The following is a 19,118-nucleotide window of genomic DNA, read 5'->3' on the forward strand; positions in this document are numbered from 1 at the left end:
ATGACCGGAATGCCGGCCGACCTCGGCCCCGCGGCGCAGCGGTATCTCGCCGCCTTTCCCAAGGGCGACGTGGTCGCCTTCCCGATCCACGCGCTCGACCGGCTCGGCCTGCCGGTGTGGGTGGTCGCCCTCTTCCCGGACGATCCGGCTCTCTCGGGGATCATGCCCTATGGCGTCGGCTATGGCGCGACCGACGAGGCCGCGATCCTCGGCGGGCTCGGCGAGATCGCGGAGATGGTCTGGCCGACGCTGACGCTCGCCCGCCGGGCGAAGACGCGGGGCAGCTACGCCGATCTCGTCCGTACCCTCGGGAGCCGCGCGGTCGCCGACCCGCTGACGCTCGGCCTGCCCGCGGGATCGCCGGTCGACTGGGACAGCGAACTCGACTGGGTCGAGGCGAAGCGCTGGGCGGACGGCTCGACCGTGCTCGTGCCGATCGACCTCGCGGCGTATTCGTCGAAGGAACTGGCGCCGGGCTACGTGCCGTTCACCACGATCATCTCGAACGGTATGGGCGCCGGTCCCGATCTCGACTGGGCGATCGGCCACGGCCTGTGCGAGATCCTGCAGCGCGACGGCAACGGCCTGCTGTTCCGCGCGCTCGACCAGGGCGTGATGCTCGATCTCGACGAACCGCTGCCGCCCGCGACGCAGGCGATCCTCGCCCGGTTCGACGCGGCGGGTATCCGCGCGATGCCGAAATTCGCCACCGACCAATATGGTCTGCCCAATCTCTATTGCGTCGGCGTCGATACGCGCGGCGAACCCGCCGCGCCGATCATGGTGACGGCGTGCGGCGAGGCCTGCCACCCCGATCGCACCGCCGCGCTGGACAAGTGCCTGACCGAATATGCCGCCAGCCGCGCACGCAAGGCCTTCGCCCACGGCCCGCGCGCACTGGTCGAGACCGTCGCGCCGGATGGCTATGTCCGTCGCTTCATGGCGCAGGCCGGCGGCGCGGCGAAATCGAGCGACCCGCGCGCCTTCACCGCGATGCAGGAATGGACGCGGCAGGATGCGGCGACGCTGCGCGACTGGCTCGGCGACAGCGTCCTCTCCGAACGGTCGCGCCACGCCTTCTCCGCTTTGCCCTCCGCGCCCGCGCCGGACGGCCATGCCCGCGCTGCAGCCGCGCGTGCCGCGGTCGAGGCAGCGGGGTTCGACGTCCTCTACGTCGACATGTCGCCCGACGATCGCGCGGTCAGCGTGGTCAAGGTGATCGTCCCCGGCATGGAGGTCGAGACGATGAGCTATTACCGCATCGGCACGCGCAACACCGAGAAGCTGCTGGCGATGGATTCGCCGCTGATCCAGTTCGGTGAGGCCGGGGCGGCGTTGCAGCGCATCCGCCTGCCCGCCGCCGATGCCGACCGCCTCGGCCATCCGCTGTTCGATACCGAGGCGGCGGATCGCCTCGTCGGGCCGCTCTACCCGCTCTATCGCGAGCCTGAGGCGCATCACGTCGGCTGGCGGGGAGCGCCGGCATGAGCCTGCGCTATGCCTACAACACCAACGGCGCCGCCAATCACCGGCTCGACGATGCGCTGCGGCTGATCGCCGACGCGGGCTATGCCGGCGTCGCCCTGACGCTGGACCATCACCACCTCGATCCCTTCGCACCCGATTGGGAGCGCGAGTCGGCGCGCGTCGCCGATCTGCTCGACCAGCTCGCGCTGGGCAGCGTGATCGAGACCGGCGCGCGCTATCTGCTCGATCCGCGCGACAAGCACGAACCCACGCTGATCGCCGCGACGGCGGACGGGCGCGCCCGGCGCGTCGCCTTCCTGTGCCGCGCACTCGACGTCGCGGCGCGGCTGGGCAGCGAGACCATGTCCTTCTGGGCCGGGGTGCCGAAGCCCGGCGTCGGGCGGGAGCAGGCGCACCTGTGGCTCGACGAGGGTCTCGACCGCGTCCTCGACCATGCCGAGGCGGTCGGCGTCGAGGCGAGCTTCGAGCCGGAGCCCGGCATGCTGATCGAGACGGTCGGCGAATATGCGGCGCTGGCCGAGCGTCATCCCCGCCTGCGGCTGGCGCTCGACACCGGCCACTGCCTGGTGACGCAGGACATCGAGCCCGCCGAGGCGATCCGTCGCTATGCCGACCGGATCGGCACGGTCGCGATCGAGGACATGCGGCGCGGCGATCATACCCATCTGCCGTTCGGCGAGGGGGACATGGACATGCCCGCGGTGCTGTCGGCGCTGGAGGCGATCGGCTTCGACCGGCTCGTCTGCGTCGAGCTGTCGCGGGAGAGTCCGCGGGCGCATGCCGCGATTCCCCAGTCGATCGCCTATCTGCGGGGGATCGCGGCGTGAGGATCTGCTTCGTCTCGCGCCGCTTCTTTCCCGCGATCTCGGGCATGTCGATCTATGCGATCAACCTGCTGCGCCAGCTCGTCGCGGCCGGTCACGACGTGACGATGATCAGCCAATTCTACGGCGATCCGGCGCGCGCGCGCGTCTACGGCGGCGGGCCGCCGCCGGCGGTCGCGGGCGTGCGCGTCGTCGGACTGGAAGCGCTCGGCGAACAGGCGGGCGGCGATTTCGAGCGGGACGTCGACGCGATCGTCGCGGCGATCACCGCCGAACATGCGCGTGCGCCGTTCGACGTGCTGCACGCGCAATATGGCTATCCCACCGGCTGGGCGACCCTGCTCGCCGCGCAGGCGCTCGGCCTGCCCTGCGTCGTCTCGATCCAGGGCGGCGACGGCCATTGGGTGGGATCGTGCTGTACCACGCACCGGATCGCGATGGAGCGGGTACTCGCCCACGCCAATGCGCTGCTGATCGGCGGCACCAGCTTCGCGCAGGAGGTGCACGCGCGGCTCGGCACACCGCTGGCGCGCTTCACGATCGTGCCCGGCGCGGTCGATACCGAGCGCTTTACCCCGCCCGCAGCGCCGCGGCCTGCCGACGGGCCGGTCCGCCTCTTCTATCACGGCCGCGTCGATCGCCGCAAAGGCGTGCTCGACATGCTTCACGCCCTGCGCGCCGTCGAAGGCGAGTGGCGGTGCACCGTGTCGGGGATCGGCCCGGACTATGACGCCGCCCGCACGCTCGCCGCGGACCTCGGCCTCGCCGACCGCGTGACCTTCAGCGGCTATGCCGATTACGACACCGTTCCCGCCCTGTATCGCGATCACGACGTCTTCGTCTCGCCGACCTATGCGGAGGGCTTCTCCAATACGATCCTCGAGGCGATGGCGAGCGGACAGGCGGTCCTCTCCTGCCGGTCGGTCGGCGTCGTCGATTGCATCCGCGACGGGGAGAACGGCCTGCTGATCGAGCCGGGCGATGTCGCGGCGCAGGCGGCCGCGCTCTCCCGCCTCGTCAACGACGAGGGCCTGCGCCATTGGCTTGCCGACGCGGCGCTGATCGAATGCCGGCGGACCTACAGCTGGCACACGGTGGGCCGGCAGATCATGGCGATCTACGACAGGGTGCGCGCCGCGCCGCCGCCGGCCGGGGTCAGCGCCGCGATACCGCTCGAGCCCTGCCGTTTTCGCGCGGAGCCGCACCTGCTGTGACCCATATCGTCGCCATCTCGCCGCACCTCGACGACGCCGCCTTCTCGGTCGGCGGGTATCTCGCCGCGCGGGCGCGTGCCGGCGACCGCGTCACCATCGTCACCTGCTTCACCGGCGACGTCGCGCGGCCGACCGGCTTCGCGCTCGCCTGTCAGCTCGACAAAGGCCTTTCCGCCGACGTCGACTATATGGCGCTGCGTCGTGGCGAGGATTGCGATGCCTGCGCCGTGATCGGCGCCGAGGCGGTGCACCTGCCGTTTCTCGAGGCGCCGCACCGCGGCTATGCCAGCGCCCCCGCCCTGTTCGCCGACCGGCGGAGCGACGACGGGCTGCTCGCGCCGCTGACCGTCGCGCTCGGCGAGCAGATCGAGCGACTGGCGCCCGATCGGCTGCTCGGTCCGCTCGCGATCGGCGATCACGTCGACCATTGGCTGGTCCGCGACGCGCTCGCCGCGACCGGCGCGGACCATCTGCTCTGGGAGGATTGGCCCTATCTTCGCCGCGCCGCCGCCGCACCCGACGAGACGGTGCGATTGCGCCACACACTGACCGGGCAGGATCGCGCCGACCGGCTCGCGATGTGCGCGGCCTATGTATCGCAGGTGTCGTTCCAATTCGGCTCGATCGCGGACCTGCAGGCCGCCACCGCCGCGGTCGCGGAAGAACGCCTCCATGGCTCTGGCTAGGACGACGCTGCGGCCACGCCATCGTGCCGGCGCGGTCGATCGGCCTTTTTCAGAAAGCGTAGCGGACCTCGCAGAACGGCAGCGCCGCGTCGAGCCAGCCGAGGAAGCGGTCGAGCCATTGCCGTTTCCACGCCGCCTTGTAGCGCAGGTTGCGCATGCCCGACTGGCTCCACTTGGCTTCCTGGATGTCGGGCCGCCACAGCCAGTCCTCGGCGCGCGGATGCCAGCGGAGGTTGAGGTCGTGCAGCCCGTCATTGTGGGTGAGGAAGATGATCTCGCATTTGAGCTGTGCCCGCGCCGCGGGCGACAGGGCCGCCTCCAGCTCGGCGAACAAGGCCTTCCATTCCGCCTCCCACCCCTCGTGGACGATGACGGGCGAGAAATTGACGTGCACCTCATAGCCGGCCGCGACGAAGTCGTTGATCGCGGCGATGCGTTCGCTCATCGGCGAGGTGCGGACATCGACCACCCTCGCGATCGTCTCCGGCATCAGGCTGAAGCGGATGCGGGTGCGGCCCTGCGGATCATAGTCGAGCAGGTCGCGATTGACGTATTTGGTCGCGAACGAGCCCTTGGCGTTCGGCATGCCCCGGAACGCGGTCACCAGGTCGCGGACATTGTCGGACAGCGAGGCGTCCACGGACAGGTCGCCATTCTCGCCGAGGTCGTAGACCCAGTCGCGCGGATCGATGGTGTCGGGCTTCGGCTTGGGCCCGAGTTTGGCGGCATGGCGGGCGAGCGCCCGCGTCACATCGTCGATGTTGACGAAGACGCTGATCGGATTGGCATAGCCCTTCCGACGCCCGACGTAGCAATAGGCGCAGGCCATCGCGCAGCCGTTCGACGACGACGGCGCGATGAAATCGGCGGAGCGTCCGTTCGGCCGCATCGCCATGCCCTTCTTGACGCCGAGCACGAGGATCTCGCGTTTGACGCGCAGCCAGTCCCCGGCGAGCGCCGGGTCGGCGAGCTGCGGGATCTTCCAGTGGCTCGCCACCTCGACCAGCTCCGCATCGGGAAAGCGTGCCAGCACCTCCCGACCGCGCGAATAGTCGCGCACCGCCGGTTCCAGATAGATGAGCTTCGGGTCGATCAGGGTCCGCGGCAACGCCATCGCCCGGATATGGGAACGCGCAGGCCGGGTAGCCACCGGGTGCAGGGCTTGCGGAACGTTGCAGGTCGGCCTGCGTCTCGAACCTATGGATGCCGCCCGGCCAGCTCCGCAGCCGACCGCGCGCTAATATGCGAAGACCGGGAGGCGCTGTGAGCGATGCTGAGGAACTGGGCCTGCCCGCGCATGCCTTCGACAAGCAGGACGACGGGGGCGATCTTGCCTTCTACGCCGACCCGCGCCTCGTCACGCATATCGACGCGGGCGCCATCGCCGCGCTCACCCTCCATTATGCCGCGTTGCTCGCGCCGGGGGATCGCGTGCTCGACCTGATGTCGAGCTGGATCAGCCATCTGCCTGAGACGCTCGACCTCGACGTCGTCGGCCACGGCATGAACGCCGCTGAGCTCGCCGCCAACCCGCGCCTGTCCCGCTGGTTCGTCCAGGACCTCAACCGTGATGCCCGGCTGACCGAGCCCGATGACAACTTCGATGCCGTGCTGATCTGCGTCGGCGTCCAGTATCTGCAACGGCCGCTGACGATCTTTCGCGAGCTGCGGCGGGTGCTGCGCCCGGGTGGCATGGTCGTCGCCAGCTATTCGAACCGTTGCTTTCCCACCAAGGCGGTGGCGGTCTGGCGCCACCTCGACATGGAAGGTCAGGCCGCGCTCATCCGGCTCTATATGGAGACGGCCGGCTTCCACGACATCCGGCCGCTGGTCCTGGCGGACGGGCGCTCCGGCGATCCGTTGATCGCGGTCGACGGGCGCGCCTGACCGTCTATGGACCGTCTGGACCGAAGCCGATGCGGGACCGTTTTGTGACGATGCATGCGATCGAGACGCTGGGGCTGGCGAAGACGGTGGGGCGCGACCGCCGGCTGTTCCACGACCTGTCGATGGCGGTGGCGCCGGGCGAGCTCGTCGCGATCACCGGCGATTCGGGCGTCGGCAAATCGACGTTGCTCAACATCCTCGCCGGGCTCGACGATGCCGATGCGGGCGAGGTCCGAATCGAGGGCATCGCGCTCGCCGGTCTGGCCGAAGCGCCGCGCACCCGCCTGCGCCGCGAGCGGATCGGCTTCGTCTTCCAGGCCTTCCACATCCTGCCGTATCTGACCCTCGAACAGAATGTCGCACTGCCACTCGCGCTGATCTCGCCGGACGCCGCCGCTGCTCGGGATCAGGCGCGCGCGATGCTCGGCGAGGTCGGCCTCGCCGATCGTGGCCGCGACTATGCGCGCGATCTGTCCGGCGGCGAGTTGCAGCGGGTCGCGATCGCGCGGGCGCTGGTCCACCGGCCGGCGGTGATCCTCGCCGACGAGCCGACCGGCAATCTCGATCCCGATACCGCGACGCGCATCCTCGACCTGTTCGCGCGCGCGGTGCGCTCGCGAGACGCGGCGGCGGTGATCGTGACGCATTCGGTGGCCACCGCCGCGGTCGCCGACCGGGTGCTCCGGCTCACCGCACACGGCCTGGTCGAGCAGCCGCTCGTGGCCGTGGATGGCTGAGGCGGGACTGCTCCGCTCGCGGCTGGCGCTCGCCTGGCTCGTCCTCGGCGAATGGCGCTGGCATCCGGGTCGCTTCGCCGCCACCGCGGTGGCGATCGCCGTCGGCGTCGCGCTCGGCTTTGCGGTGCATCTCGTCAACGGCTCGGCGCTCGCCTCGTTCGAGCAGGCGGTGACCGGCGTCAACGGCGCCGCCGACCTCCAGGTCCGCGCCCGCACCCCGCTCGGCTTGGACGAACGCCGCTATCCCCGCATCGCGACCGCGCCGGGCGTGACGGATGCGAGCCCGGTGATCAGCCTGTCGGCGCGGGTCGGGTCGGGTCGGTTCACGCTGCTCGGCCTCGACGCGATCCGCGCCGCCGCGGTGACGCCCAGCCTCATCGGCACGCGGCCCACCGGACCCGACGCACGCAGCGACGCCGTTTTCGCCGACGATGCATTGTTCCTGTCACGCGCCGCGCTGACCGCGACCCGGACCCGCGTCGGCGACCGCCTGCCCGTCACCGCCAACGGCCGCACCGTGAGCCTGCGCGTCGCCGGCACGCTGCCCGGCGCGGCGGCCGGTCAGGCGCTCGGCACCATCGATATCGCCGCGGCGCAATGGCGCTTCGGCCGGCTCGGGCGGATCGACCGGCTCGACCTCAAGCTCGCCGACCGCAGCGCCGCCGAGCGCGCCCTGCCCGCCCTGATCGGTGCGGACGCGACCATCGTGTCGGACGACAGTCAGGCGCGACAAGGCGACGCGCTCAGCCGCGCCTATCGCGTCAATCTCGACATGCTCGCGCTCGTCGCGCTGCTGACCGGCGGCTTTCTGGTCTTTTCGGCGCAGACGCTCTCGGTGACCCGCCGGCTGCGCGCCTTTGCGCTGGTGCGCACGCTCGGCCTGCCCCGCAGCGGCATCGTCGCCGCGGTGGCGCTGGAGGGGATCATCATCGGCCTCGTCGGCGCGACGCTCGGCCTGATCGCCGGCTATGCGATGGCGTCGGCGGCGCTGCGCCTGTTCGGCGGCGACCTCGGCGGCGGCTATTTCGGCGGCGGCACCGCGCGGGTCGTGTTCCAGCCGGTCGCCGCCGCGACCTTCTTCGCGCTCGGCCTGGCGGCGGCCTTGCTCGGCAGCATCCTGCCGGCGCGTGCGGCGGCACGGGCGGCGCCCGCCGCGGCGCTCAAGAATGCCGGCGACGTGCTCGATCCGCGCGCCCCGGTGCCGTGGCGACCGGCGCTCGTGCTGCTGCTCGCCGGCGGCGGCACGGCGCTGCTGCCGGCCGTGGGCGGCCTGCCGGTGTTCGGTTTCGTCAGCATGGCGCTGCTCCTCGCGGGTGGCGTCGCCGGCGTGCCGTGGCTGGTCCGCTGGCTGCTGTGGCCGTGGCGGGAGCGTGAGATCGCGTCGGTGCCGCGGTTGCTGGCGATCCGCCACGTGCAGGGTGCGCCGGGCCAGGCGGCGATCGCTCTGTGCGGGATCGTCGCCTCCACCGCGCTGATGATCGCGATGGCGACGATGGTGACCAGTTTCCGCGGCGCCGTCGACAGCTGGCTCGGACAGGTGTTGTCGGCCGATCTGTACCTGCGCGCCGAAAGCGGCGATCTCGATCCTGCGACGCAACGCCGGATCGCGGCGATCCCCGGCATCGGCCGGGTGGCGTTCAGTCGCCAATTGCCGCTGACGGTCGCGGCGGACCGCCCGCCGGTGACGCTGATCGCCCGGCCGGTCCGCGGTGATGCCGGCGACCCGCTGCTCGTGCTGCTCGACCGGGCGGCGGTACCCGCCGGCGCGACGCCGGTCTGGGTGTCGGAGCCCGCGGCGCGGCTCTACGGCTGGTCGCCCGGCCGCACGCTGCAGCTTCCGATCGGCGGTCGACCGGCGCGCTTCTTCGTCGCCGGCGTCTGGCGCGACTATGCCCGCCAGCAGGGTGCGCTGGTGATCCGGGATGGCGACTATGTCCGCCTGACCGACGACCGCGGCCGCGACGAGGCGGCGATCACCCTCCCCCCGCATGCCGATATCGCGACGGTGCGCCGCGCGGCGGCGGCGGTGCTGCCTGCGGGCGTGTCGATCGCGGAGCCCGCCGCGCTGCGCCGCTTCGCGCTGCAATTGTTCGATCGCAGCTTTGCGATCACCTATGTGCTGGAGGCGGTCGCGATCCTCGTCGGCCTCGCAGGGGTCGCGGCGACGATGTCGGCGCAGACGATCGCGCGATCCAAGGAGTTCGGCATGCTCCGCCACCTCGGCCTGACCCGCGGACAGGTGACCGCGATGCTGGCGAGCGAGGGCGCGCTGCTCGGGCTGATCGGCGCGGTCGCCGGCGTCGCGCTCGGCGCGCTGCTCGGCCAGGTGCTGATCCATGTCGTCAATCCGCAGTCGTTCAACTGGACGATGACGACGCTCTGGCCGGTCGGCACGATCGCCGGGGTGACGGCGGCGCTGACCGGCGCGGCGGCGCTGACCGCGATGCTGGCCGGCCGGCGCGCGACCGCCGGCGATGCGGTCGCCGCGGTGAGGGAGGATTGGTGATGCGCGCGCTCCTCGCGCTGGCCGCCGCCGCCGGGCTGGCGGCGCCGGCGCCCTATCCCGTGGTGCGTCCCGGCATCCGCCTGTCCTTCCCCGCGGACCACGGCGCGCACCCCGCGTTCCGCACCGAATGGTGGTACGTCACCGGTTGGCTGAAGGGCGAGGACGGCCGCGACATCGGCTTCCAGATCACCTTCTTCCGCGTCAATCCGCATGCCGCCGGCGACAATCCCAGCCGCTTCGCCGCGCGTCAGGTGATCTTTGCCCATGCGGCCCTGTCGGATTCGCGGGTCGGCCACATCCTCCACGCCGAGCGCGCCGCGCGCGCCGGCTTCGGGCTCGCGGGTGCGGCGACCGGCGATGCGGACGTGCGGCTCAACGGCTGGACCTTCCGCCGGCTGGCCGATGGCCGCTTCGCCAGTCGGGTGGGCGGCCGCGACTTCGCGCTCGACCTGACCTTCCGGCCGACGCAGCAGCCGCTGCCGCAGGGGCAGGACGGGTACAGCCGCAAGGGGCCGAAGCCCGAACAGGCGAGCTATTATTACTCCATGCCGCATCTCGCGGTGACGGGGGCGGTCGTCCGCGCAGGCCGGACCGAGCGGCTGCGGGGCGAGGCCTGGCTCGACCGGGAATGGTCGTCCGACTATCTCGCCAGTGACGCTGCCGGCTGGGACTGGACCGGGCTCAACCTCGACGATGGCGGTGCGCTGATGGCCTTCCGCATCCGCCGCAAGGGCGGCGGCATATTATGGGCCGGCGGCTCCTATCGCCGCGCCGATGGGCGCATGACCCGGCTGTCCCCCGCGGATGTCGCCTTCTCGCCCACCGCGACGTGGCGCTCGGCCCGGACCGGCGCCCGCTATCCGGTCGCGCAGATGCTGCGCATACGGCTGCCCGGCGGCATCCGCGCCTTTCCGCTCCGCCCGGTCTTCCCGGATCAGGAGGTCGATGCGCGCGCCGCCGGTCAGCCGATCTATTGGGAGGGCGCCGTGCGGACCGACGGCGGACGGGGCTATCTGGAGCTGACCGGCTATACCACGCCGCTGACGATGTAGCCAAAGCCGCCGCCCGGAACGATGCGCGCGACCGATCGTCCCGCTTGGTGACGTCTCAGCGAGGATATAGCGTGACCGACAGCACGACAGCGAAACGGATCGTCATCACCGGTGCCTCCAGCGGCATCGGCGCGGCCACCGCGGTGGCGTTCGCCGAGCGCGGCGCGCGGCTAATGCTCGCCGCCCGCGGGCAGGACGGCCTCGAGGCGATCGCCGACCGCTGTCGCGCCGCGGGAGGCGAGGCGGTCGTTCGGGTCGTCGACGTCACCGACGCCGGGGCCGTGGCGCGGCTCGCGACCGAAGCGCGCGAGCAGCTCGGCGGGATCGACGTCTGGTTCAGCAACGTCGGGGTCGGCGTCGTCGGCCGCTACGAAGACGTGCCGATCGCCGAGCACGCGCAGGTCATCGCCACCAACCTCGTCGGGCATATGAACGATGCGCATGCCGTGCTGCCGATCTTCCTGGCGCAGGACCACGGCATCTTCATCAACATGATCTCGGTCGGCGGCTTCGTCGCGACGCCCTATGCAGCGGCCTATTCGGCGAGCAAATTCGGCCTGCGCGGGTTCAGCGAGGCGCTGCGCGGCGAGCTGTCGAAGCGCCCGCACATCCATGTCTGCGATGTCTATCCGACCTTCGTCGACACGCCCGGCATCGATCACGCCGCCAATTACACCGGGGCGGCGCTGTCGCTGCCGCCGGGCTCGCTCGCCCCGGCGACGGTCGCGAAGGCGGTGGTGCGCCTCGCCGATCATCCCCGCAACACCACGGCGATCGGCGCCCCCGCCCTGGCGCTGAAGGTCAGCCAGTTCCTCGTCCCCAACCTCGCCGCCGCGATGATGAACGGCTTCATGGACAGCTGGAGCGGAAAGGCCGCGCCCGGCGAGGACGGCAGCGGCACCTTGTTCGATCCGCCCGCCGCGCCCAGCGGGATCGAGGGCGGCCGCCGCCATCCGGAGCGACGCCGCAAGGCTGCGACTGCGGCAGGCGTCGGGGCGGCTGTCGGGCTCGCGGTGGTCGGCGGCCTGCTGTGGCGGAGACGCTGAGCGCGCATAGCCGCACCCGAGCGTCTCATTGCGCACGCTCTACCGACGATCCTGCGGTGACGCGGGCGGACCGGCTTGGCCGACGCCGCCGCCTCATCTGGCCGCACGCAGCAGGTTGATCGGACACAACCCACTACAGGAACATTTGGTAGGACAATTGCCGCTTCCCGAGCTAGATTATCCGGCAAAGCCGGACACACGGTGCTACGGGAGATCAAGGGTGCGGACATTCTGGTCCTGCCGGGATGCGCAACGATGCTGAGCGGGATCCCCGTTCGCCAAGCGCCTCGCGCCGCTGCCGTCACCCGGCGCACCCCGAAGGTGTCGAACGATGGCGACGTCGGTAGGATGTTCATGACTCCGGTCGTGCGCGCCAAGTCCACGGTCGGCTCCGCCTCCGCCCGGCGCAAGACGCGCACCCACCGCAAGGTACGGCCCGTTCCCCCGCACCGCGCCGCCGAATGTCCGACAGCGGACCGGCCGCCGTCGCACCGTTCAGGGAGACGCCCGCGATGACAGGCTTCCGCCATCCCCTCGCGCTCGCCCTGCTCGCGGCGACCCTGCCCGTCCCCACGCAGGCAGACCCCATTATCCAGACGCGGTTCACCGCCGATCCCGCGCCGATCGTGCATGACGGCGTCGTCTATCTCTACACCAGCCATGACGAGGACGATGCCGACGGCTTCAGGATGCTCGACTGGCGCCTGTACAGCTCGACCGACATGGCGAACTGGACGGATCGCGGTACGGTCGCCTCGCTGAGGACCTTCCCCTGGGCGAACCAGACCAACGACGCCTGGGCGCCGCAGGTGATCGCGCGCAACGGCAAATTCTACCTCTACGCGCCGATCACCGTCGCGGGATCGCCGCGCAACGTGATCGCCGTCGCGGTCGCCGACAGTCCCGCCGGGCCGTTCCGCGATGCGCTCGGCAAGCCGCTGATCGCGCCGGGCGAAGGCTTCTTCGATCCCACCGTCTGGATCGACGGGGACGGGCAGGCCTATCTGTATTGGGGTAATCCGGACCTGTGGTACGTCCGGCTCAACCCCGACATGGTGAGCTATTCCGGACCGGTCACCAAGGTGCAGCCGCGCCTCACCGACTATCAGGAAGGGCCGTGGTTCTATGGTCGCAACGGTCATTATTACATGGCCTTCGCCTCGACCTGCTGCTCCGAAGGCATCGGCTATGCGATGAGCGAGCGGCCGACCGGCCCGTGGACGTACAAGGGGCCGATCATGGACCACGACAGCCGCGCCACCGGCAACCACCCCGGCATCATCGACTATAAGGGCGGGTCCTATCTGTTCGGCTTCAGCTACGATCTCAACTTCGCGCTGACGCCGATCCATCACGAGCGTCGCTCCGTCTCGGTCGCGAAGTTCAGCTACAATGCCGACGGCACCATCCCCAACCTCCATTGGTGGGACAGGACCAGCGCACCGCAGATCGGCACGCTCGATCCCTACAGACGGGTCGAGGCAGAGACGATCGCCTGGACGTCGCGGATCAAACGCGACCGCGATCGTCCCTATGCCTGGACGCCCGGCGTCACCACCGCCGGGGATGGCAACGGCGCCGTCTATGTCACCCGCACCGGCGATCGCAGCTACATCAAGGTCGCCGGCGTCGATTTCGGCGCGGGCGCACGCGCGTTCCGCGCCCGCATCGCCAACGGCACGCCCGGCGCGACGATCGAGCTGCGGCTGGATCGTACCGACGGGCCGGTGATCGGCACGCTGCCGGTCGGCGACGCGGGCGCGTGGCGGGAGAAGACCGCCGCCGTCTCCGCCGCGCGCGGCGTGCACGATCTGTACCTGATCTTCCGCGGCGGTGACGCCGCGTCGCTGGTGGATGTGGATAGCTGGCAGTTCGATGCGATGCCGAGGGGAGCGAAGGCATGAAGGGGTATTGGATCGCTCCCGCTGCGGCGCTGTGCGCGGCGGCCCCCGTCGTCGCGCAGGCGCCCACCGGCCTCGATGCGCTCGGGCAGGTGCAGGCGGTCGCGCCGGCGCCGGCCGATGCCGGATTCCACTACCGGCGCCTGCGCAACGGCGTGCAGTTCACGCTCGGCGGCGTGACCAAATCGCTGATCTTCTACGCCCCCGGCGTCGTGCGGGTGAGCGCGAACCTCGGCAAGTCCTATTGGACGGCCCGCAGCCTCGTCGTGATCCGCGCGCCCGGCAACGTGCCCTTCACCGTTGGCGACGACGCAGACACGCTTACGGTGAGCGACGCCAGACTGCGCATCGTCATTGACAAACGATCCGGTGCCGCCAGTTATTATGACGCGGCGGGCCGGCTGCTCACGCGCGAGAAAGCCGACGCGCCGCAGACGATCAGCAGACGCATGATCTCCGGCGCGCCGACCTACGAGGTGGAAAACCGGTTCACGCTCAAGCCGGACGAAGGCATTTATGGCTTCGGCTTCACCGGCGACGACGAGGTCAACCGGCGCGGCAAGGATCTGCTGCTGGTGCAGACCAACGTCGGCATCATCATCCCCGTCATGGTCTCGACGGAACGCTATGGCGTGCTGTGGGACAGCTATTCGCAGATGCGCTTCAGGGACGATGCGGACGGCGCCCGGCTCTGGGCGGAGAGCGCGCCGGGCGGTGTCGATTATTACGTCATGGCCGCCGACACGATGGACGGCGTGGTCGGTGCCTATCGCTGGCTGACCGGCGACGCGCCGATGTTTCCCAAACAGGCCTTCGGGCTGTTCATGAGCAAGGAGCGCTATCCGACGCAAGACCGCCTCGTCGACGTCGCGCGCACCTTCCGGCGCGAAGGCTTCCCGCTCGATTACATCGTGCAGGACTGGCAATATTGGGGCGGCGACAAGGACGGCACCTGGTCGGGGATGATGTGGGACCCGAAACGCTATCCGGACCCGGTGGCGATGAGCCGCGACATCCACGATTTGCACATGAAGCTGATGGTGTCGATCTGGCCCTCGGTCGGCAACGACACGCCGCTCGCCCGCGCGCTCGACCGCCACGGCCTTCGCTTCCAGCCGCTGCACTGGATATCCAAGCAAGCGCGCGTCTACGACGCGTACAGCCCGCTCGGCCGCCAGATCTATTTCCGCTACGTCAAGTCCGGCCTGCTCGACAAAGGCGTCGACGCCTTGTGGATGGATGGCACCGAGGTCGAGGTCAGCTCGGCGATGTGGAATCCGGTCGACAATGTGCGGGACACCAAGGCGCTGGGTCGCAACGCGCTGGGCGACTTCACGCGCTACCTCAGTCCCTATTCGCTGCTGACGACGCAGGGCACCTATGACGGCGAGCGCGCCAGCAGCGACAAGCGCGTCTTCACTCTGACGCGCTCGGCCTGGGCGGGTGCGCAGCGTACCGCGGCGGCATCGTGGTCGGGCGACATTTACGCGAACTGGCGCACCTTCGCGCAACAGGTGTCGGGCGGCGTCAACGTTACCATCACCGGCAACCCTTATTGGACGCAGGACACCGGCGGCTTTTTCGTCAGCGACTTTCCCGGTGGCGGGAAGAATCCGGCGTGGCGCGAGCTGTTCGCCCGCTGGTTCCAATATGCGACCTTCAACCCGATCATGCGCGTCCATGGTACCAGCGTCGAGCGCGAGCCGTATATCTTCAAGACGCTCGATCCGGCGGTCTACAAGACCCTGCTCGACAGCGCGCACCTGCGCTATCGCCTGCTGCCCTATATCTACAGCCTGAGCGCGCGGGTGACGTCGGACGGGTATACGCTGATGCGGGCCTTGCCGATGGATTTTCCCGACGACCCGGCGGTGCGCAGCATCAACGACAGCTTCATGTTCGGATCGTCATTGCTCGTCCACCCGGTGACGCGCGCGATGTACCATATCCTGCCCTCCGCGGCGGGTACGGTGCCGGCCGACGTCTTGCGCAGCGCAGACGGCAAGACCGGGCTGACCGTCCAATATTTCGCCGGCGAGAATTTCGACAGGCCCGCCGGGCGTGCGCTCGATGCGACGATCGATCACACCTGGCCCGATCCGCCGCTCGCCGAACTGCCGCCGGGCCTCGGCTCGCTCGATCATTTCTCCGCGCGATGGCAGGGCGATCTGATCGCGCCGGAGGATGGCGAATATGAGATCGGCCTCACCGGCAACGACGGCATGCGCCTGTTCCTCAACGGCAAGCCCGCCATCGACGACTGGAATCGCAGCGCCACCCGTACCCGCACGGTGCGCTATACGCTCAAGAAGGGGGAACGGCTGCCGGTGCGGCTGGAGTTCTTCCACCCCGAAGGCGGACGCGTGTTCCGCTTCATCTGGCGGACGCCGGGTGCGTTGGCCCGCGATGCGGCGGTGCGCAACGCGCCGCGCGATCTGACGATGCGTACATATCTGCCGCGCGGCACCAGCTGGTATGATTTCTGGACCAACGACCGCTATCCGGGTGGTCAGACCGTCGCACGCGCCGCGCCGCTGGACGTGATCCCGCTCTACGTGCGCGCCGGGACGATCCTGCCGATGGGACCCGTTCTCCACTATGCGACGGAGCAGCCGGATGCGCCGTATGACGTGCGCATCTATCCGGGCGCGGACGGCGATTTCACGCTGTACGAGGACGATAACGAGACCTACGCCTATGAAAAGGGCCAGTCGGCGCGCTACGATCTGCATTGGGATGACGGCCGGAGGACCCTGACGATCGGGGAGCGCCGTGGCACCTTCCCTACCCTCGTCAAGCGGCGGACGCTGCGTGTCACGCTGATGGCCGGTGCCGGCGGAGCGCCGGCGCGGCCACCGCAGACACGCCAAACCGCCTATGAAGGTCGGGCGCTCACGCTGCGTTTCTGACCGGATGCCTGCCGCGCGTGTTCTGCGCCGGCGTGATGCGGCTCATTGGGCTCCCCTCGCCTGAGGTGCCGTGGAAAGGCCGGGCAAGCCCGGACAGAGGTGCGCGTGCTGCGAAAAGGTGCAGGATGCATGTCGTCGATCGACATGCCCGACCTTTTCGCGCGTCTTGCCGCACCTCATGGTTCGACAGAAATCACCGCCACCGACTTCGACGGCAGGGTCACCTGCACACGCCCCTGATCAACGCGCGCGGTGATCGGGCGCGGCACCACGCTATCGGGATGCTCATAGCTGTTGATCGCGTCGACGCGGTCCGCGGTCAGCACGGTTCCCGACGCCGAACGCCCACGGACACCGTCGATCTGCACGTCGATCCGCGCGGGCTGATTGGGATCGACGTTCGTCAGCGCGATCCACACCTTGCCATCGGTGCCGCGCGCCGCGATCGCATCGATGCGTGGCACGGTCACGTCGCCGAAGCGATAGCTGCCGGCATCGAAGCTGATCGGCAGCCGCGTCGCATCCTGGAACGGCACATACATTTTGAACAGATGATAGGTCGGCGTCAGGATCATCTTCGGACCATCGGTCAGGATCATCGCCTGGAGCACGTTCACCATCTGGGCGATCGCGGTCATCCGCACCCGGTCGGCATGGCGCGTGAACATGTTGAGGTTGATCGACGCGATGATCGCGTCGCGGATCGAATTCTGCTGGTGCAGGAAGCCGTCGCGGCTGCCGGGCAACTTCTCCAGCCAGACGCCCCATTCGTCGATGACGAGCGGCACCCTCTTCTCGGGATCGTAGGTGTCCATCACCGCCGAATGGATGCGGATCATGTCCTCCATCTTCAGCGTATCCTTGACGAGCGTGGCATATTCGCGCTCGCCGAAGCCAGTGCTGGCATATTTTGGCGGCCAGGCGACCCAGGTATAATTGTGCATCGACAGCCCCTCGATGCTCCACGCCCAGTCATGTCCCTTCCAGGCACGCATGACCGCCTCGGTATAATCGGTGTTGGGCGATCCGGGGCCGACCGCGATCCTGCGCATCGGGTCGGTGCCGGCGACCGAGCCGCCGGCCGGATTGTCGGTGCCGTTCTGCTCTATGTTGAGATTGCGTGCGAAGCGCGCGTAGCGCTTCATCTCGTCGACATAATAGTCCGGCTTGTACGCACCGCCACAGCTCCAGCTTTCGTTGCCGATCCCGAGGAACTTGACCCGATAGGGCGCGCGGTGACCGTTGGCGGCGCGTTCCGCGCCCGCCGTCGTCCCGGGATCGGCGGTCATATAGGCCATCCAGTCGGCGGCCTCCTTGACGCTGCCCGATCCCATGTTGACCGAGATATAGGCGCCGGACCCGATCTGATCGAGGAAGTCGAAGAATTCGTCGGTGCCGAAATCGTTCTTCTCGAGCGCATTGCCCCAGCTGCCGTTCACCGTCACGGCACGCTTCGCGCGTGGGCCGATGCCGTCACGCCAGTGATATTCGTCCGCGAAACAGCCGCCCGGCCAGCGCACGCTCGGCACCTTGAGCGCGCGCAGCGCGCCGACGACGTCGCTGCGGATCCCTCGGACATTGGGGATCGGCGAGTGGTCCCCTACCCAGATGCCGCCATAGATGCCCGACCCCAGATTTTCGGCGAACTGACCGAAGATGTTGCGATCGATCCGGGGGCCGGTGCCGTTGCCGGTGACCGTCACCTTTACCGCAGCCTGCTGCGCCGGCGCGGCGCTGCAAACCGTCGCCAGGGCGATCGCCGCCATGCCAAACCGTGCTTTCATGCCGCCCTCTCCCACCATCGCCGTCTGTCACGCGACGCTTTGCCGGAAGGGTAGGAACAGTTGGAGCGCGGCGCAACGATCATCACGGGCGGGCCGGACTGCTGATGGGCGAGGCCGATCACCGCTGGTCCGTTGCCGAACTGCCGGTGGAGAAGGCGGAGCGCACGCTAGCCAAGGCGTCCGCGTACGGAAGGTCAGCGCTGCGAACCGCGGAGGCCAGCCTGCAGCCCCGGCAAGAACCGAGATAGGTTGGACGAATTCCGTTTGATATGCCTTTCTCGATTGCCGACGGCTGCGAGCGCTGACGGCGGTCGCAGCCTCCACCGGTGAGCCTTTGTCGATCGATGTCGACCCAAGGATTGGCGCACCGTCTGGATCGGCGATGACGCGATCATCGGAGCTGGCGGCAGCGTCACGGGCGATGGTGCCGCCACGTCACGGTCGCGGGAATCCTGCATGCGCACTGGCCTCGACTATAGTTCAACAGTGATCATCGGCCTGATCGCTGTAACTGCAGGCATTCGACTCGCTGCATACGCCGCCCGACGTCCGGCACCTGTTCATCAATCTTGGCCCGGCGGCGCCCCGACACGCCGCGGCGCAAGGCGCAAACGCAACGTCAACAATAGGTTATCGACAGGACGAACAGGCGGATGGTAGCCTCCCGCGATACGGCGAAGGGGGTGTCAGCTGTCTAGAGTTCTCAAGGCGGCGGGAGTAGACCCACGGTTCGCGCCGACGACCACCAAGAAGCTTGCCCAGCGCATGCTGAGTGCGTCTCGCGAGATCGCAGCCTCCCTCCCCCATGGCTATCACGCGTCGACGCCGCTCGACACACTCCTGCTGCTCCATGTGGCGGAGGACGACGCCCGCTATCTCGAGATCGGCGAACTCGACGTTCCCGGCGCGACGTCGCCAAGAGTCGTGGCACGATGGGTGGCGGCACTGGAAAAGGAAGGGCTGATCGACCGGCGGGACAGGTTCCTGGCGCTCAGCGAGAAAGGGCATCGGCTCGTCATCGCCACCATGGAGGCCGTGTACGCGGCTCAGCGAGCGCTGGATTGACCATGCGAAACCGAGCCGA

Annotated in this window: 14 protein-coding genes; 12 read left to right on the forward strand and 2 right to left on the reverse strand. The window is 69.2% G+C overall.

Going from position 1 to position 19,118, the window contains the following annotated elements:
• From PBN85_RS11065 to PBN85_RS11080, 4 genes are read left to right on the forward strand one after another with little or no spacing between them, the layout of a single operon-like run.
• Positions 1-1,488 (forward strand): YcaO-like family protein, encoded by a 1,488-nt coding sequence (locus tag PBN85_RS11065; protein WP_271299002.1) that lies wholly within the window; start codon positions 1-3, stop codon positions 1,486-1,488.
• Entirely contained in the window at positions 1,485-2,315 is an 831-nt protein-coding gene (locus tag PBN85_RS11070) for a sugar phosphate isomerase/epimerase family protein (protein WP_271299003.1), read from the forward strand. Before PBN85_RS11065 ends, PBN85_RS11070 begins: the two co-directional genes overlap by 4 nt.
• Positions 2,312-3,526 carry a glycosyltransferase family 4 protein gene (locus PBN85_RS11075; RefSeq protein WP_271299004.1) on the forward strand — a complete coding sequence of 405 codons (1,215 nt, stop codon included), beginning with the start codon at positions 2,312-2,314 and terminating at the stop codon, positions 3,524-3,526. The genes PBN85_RS11070 and PBN85_RS11075 overlap by 4 nt, the downstream gene beginning before the upstream one ends.
• Positions 3,523-4,212: a PIG-L deacetylase family protein gene (locus tag PBN85_RS11080; RefSeq protein WP_271299005.1), complete on the forward strand. Its 690-nt coding sequence runs from the start codon at positions 3,523-3,525 to the stop codon at positions 4,210-4,212. Before PBN85_RS11075 ends, PBN85_RS11080 begins: the two co-directional genes overlap by 4 nt.
• A 49-nt stretch (positions 4,213-4,261) precedes the next feature.
• On the opposite strand, the gene PBN85_RS11085 is transcribed toward PBN85_RS11080, so the two are convergent.
• Complete coding sequence (locus PBN85_RS11085; protein WP_271299006.1) at positions 4,262-5,326, reverse strand: spore photoproduct lyase family protein; 1,065 nt, start codon at positions 5,324-5,326, stop codon at positions 4,262-4,264.
• Positions 5,327-5,475: 149 nt separating this feature from the next.
• Between PBN85_RS11085 and PBN85_RS11090 the strand changes: the two genes are divergently transcribed.
• The 7 genes from PBN85_RS11090 (at position 5,476) to PBN85_RS11120 (ending at position 16,250) form a co-directional block, all read left to right on the forward strand.
• Positions 5,476-6,099, forward strand: a complete 624-nt coding sequence (locus tag PBN85_RS11090) for a class I SAM-dependent methyltransferase (protein WP_271299007.1) — start codon at positions 5,476-5,478, stop codon at positions 6,097-6,099.
• A 29-nt stretch (positions 6,100-6,128) separates the two neighbouring features.
• Complete coding sequence (locus PBN85_RS11095; RefSeq protein ID WP_271299008.1) at positions 6,129-6,836, forward strand: ABC transporter ATP-binding protein; 708 nt, start codon at positions 6,129-6,131, stop codon at positions 6,834-6,836.
• Positions 6,829-9,342 (forward strand): FtsX-like permease family protein, encoded by a 2,514-nt coding sequence (locus PBN85_RS11100; RefSeq protein WP_271299009.1) that lies wholly within the window; start codon positions 6,829-6,831, stop codon positions 9,340-9,342. The genes PBN85_RS11095 and PBN85_RS11100 overlap by 8 nt, the downstream gene beginning before the upstream one ends.
• Complete coding sequence (locus tag PBN85_RS11105) at positions 9,342-10,394, forward strand: lipocalin-like domain-containing protein (RefSeq protein WP_271299010.1); 1,053 nt, start codon at positions 9,342-9,344, stop codon at positions 10,392-10,394. The genes PBN85_RS11100 and PBN85_RS11105 overlap by 1 nt, the downstream gene beginning before the upstream one ends.
• A gap of 71 nt (positions 10,395-10,465) precedes the next feature.
• Positions 10,466-11,440, forward strand: coding sequence for an SDR family oxidoreductase (locus tag PBN85_RS11110; protein WP_271299011.1), 975 nt, complete (start codon positions 10,466-10,468; stop codon positions 11,438-11,440).
• A gap of 512 nt (positions 11,441-11,952) precedes the next feature.
• Positions 11,953-13,344 (forward strand): glycoside hydrolase family 43 protein, encoded by a 1,392-nt coding sequence (locus PBN85_RS11115; protein WP_271299012.1) that lies wholly within the window; start codon positions 11,953-11,955, stop codon positions 13,342-13,344.
• Positions 13,341-16,250, forward strand: coding sequence for a TIM-barrel domain-containing protein (locus tag PBN85_RS11120; protein ID WP_271299013.1), 2,910 nt, complete (start codon positions 13,341-13,343; stop codon positions 16,248-16,250). The genes PBN85_RS11115 and PBN85_RS11120 overlap by 4 nt, the downstream gene beginning before the upstream one ends.
• A 176-nt stretch (positions 16,251-16,426) precedes the next feature.
• Here PBN85_RS11120 and PBN85_RS11125 read toward each other — a convergent pair whose 3' ends face one another.
• Complete coding sequence (locus PBN85_RS11125; RefSeq protein ID WP_271299014.1) at positions 16,427-18,034, reverse strand: alpha-N-arabinofuranosidase; 1,608 nt, start codon at positions 18,032-18,034, stop codon at positions 16,427-16,429.
• A 765-nt stretch (positions 18,035-18,799) separates the two neighbouring features.
• Between PBN85_RS11125 and PBN85_RS11130 the strand changes: the two genes are divergently transcribed.
• Positions 18,800-19,099, forward strand: a complete 300-nt coding sequence (locus PBN85_RS11130) for a hypothetical protein (RefSeq protein WP_037533674.1) — start codon at positions 18,800-18,802, stop codon at positions 19,097-19,099.
• The last annotated feature ends 19 nt before the right edge of the window (positions 19,100-19,118 follow it).

This window comes from Sphingomonas sp. CV7422 (genome assembly GCF_027945725.1).
In the GTDB taxonomy this organism is placed as follows: domain Bacteria; phylum Pseudomonadota; class Alphaproteobacteria; order Sphingomonadales; family Sphingomonadaceae; genus Sphingomonas; species Sphingomonas kyungheensis.

Coding starts and splice junctions, on each gene's coding strand:
- PBN85_RS11065 (WP_271299002.1), top strand. CDS start 1: ATGACCGGAATGCCGGCCGACCTCGGCCCCGCGGCGCAGCGGTATCTC.
- PBN85_RS11070 (WP_271299003.1), top strand. CDS start 1,485: ATGAGCCTGCGCTATGCCTACAACACCAACGGCGCCGCCAATCACCGG.
- PBN85_RS11085 (WP_271299006.1), bottom strand. CDS start 5,326: ATGGCGTTGCCGCGGACCCTGATCGACCCGAAGCTCATCTATCTGGAA.
- PBN85_RS11095 (WP_271299008.1), top strand. CDS start 6,129: ATGCGGGACCGTTTTGTGACGATGCATGCGATCGAGACGCTGGGGCTG.
- PBN85_RS11100 (WP_271299009.1), top strand. CDS start 6,829: ATGGCTGAGGCGGGACTGCTCCGCTCGCGGCTGGCGCTCGCCTGGCTC.
- PBN85_RS11105 (WP_271299010.1), top strand. CDS start 9,342: ATGCGCGCGCTCCTCGCGCTGGCCGCCGCCGCCGGGCTGGCGGCGCCG.
- PBN85_RS11115 (WP_271299012.1), top strand. CDS start 11,953: ATGACAGGCTTCCGCCATCCCCTCGCGCTCGCCCTGCTCGCGGCGACC.
- PBN85_RS11120 (WP_271299013.1), top strand. CDS start 13,341: ATGAAGGGGTATTGGATCGCTCCCGCTGCGGCGCTGTGCGCGGCGGCC.
- PBN85_RS11125 (WP_271299014.1), bottom strand. CDS start 18,034: ATGAAAGCACGGTTTGGCATGGCGGCGATCGCCCTGGCGACGGTTTGC.
- PBN85_RS11130 (WP_037533674.1), top strand. CDS start 18,800: ATGCTGAGTGCGTCTCGCGAGATCGCAGCCTCCCTCCCCCATGGCTAT.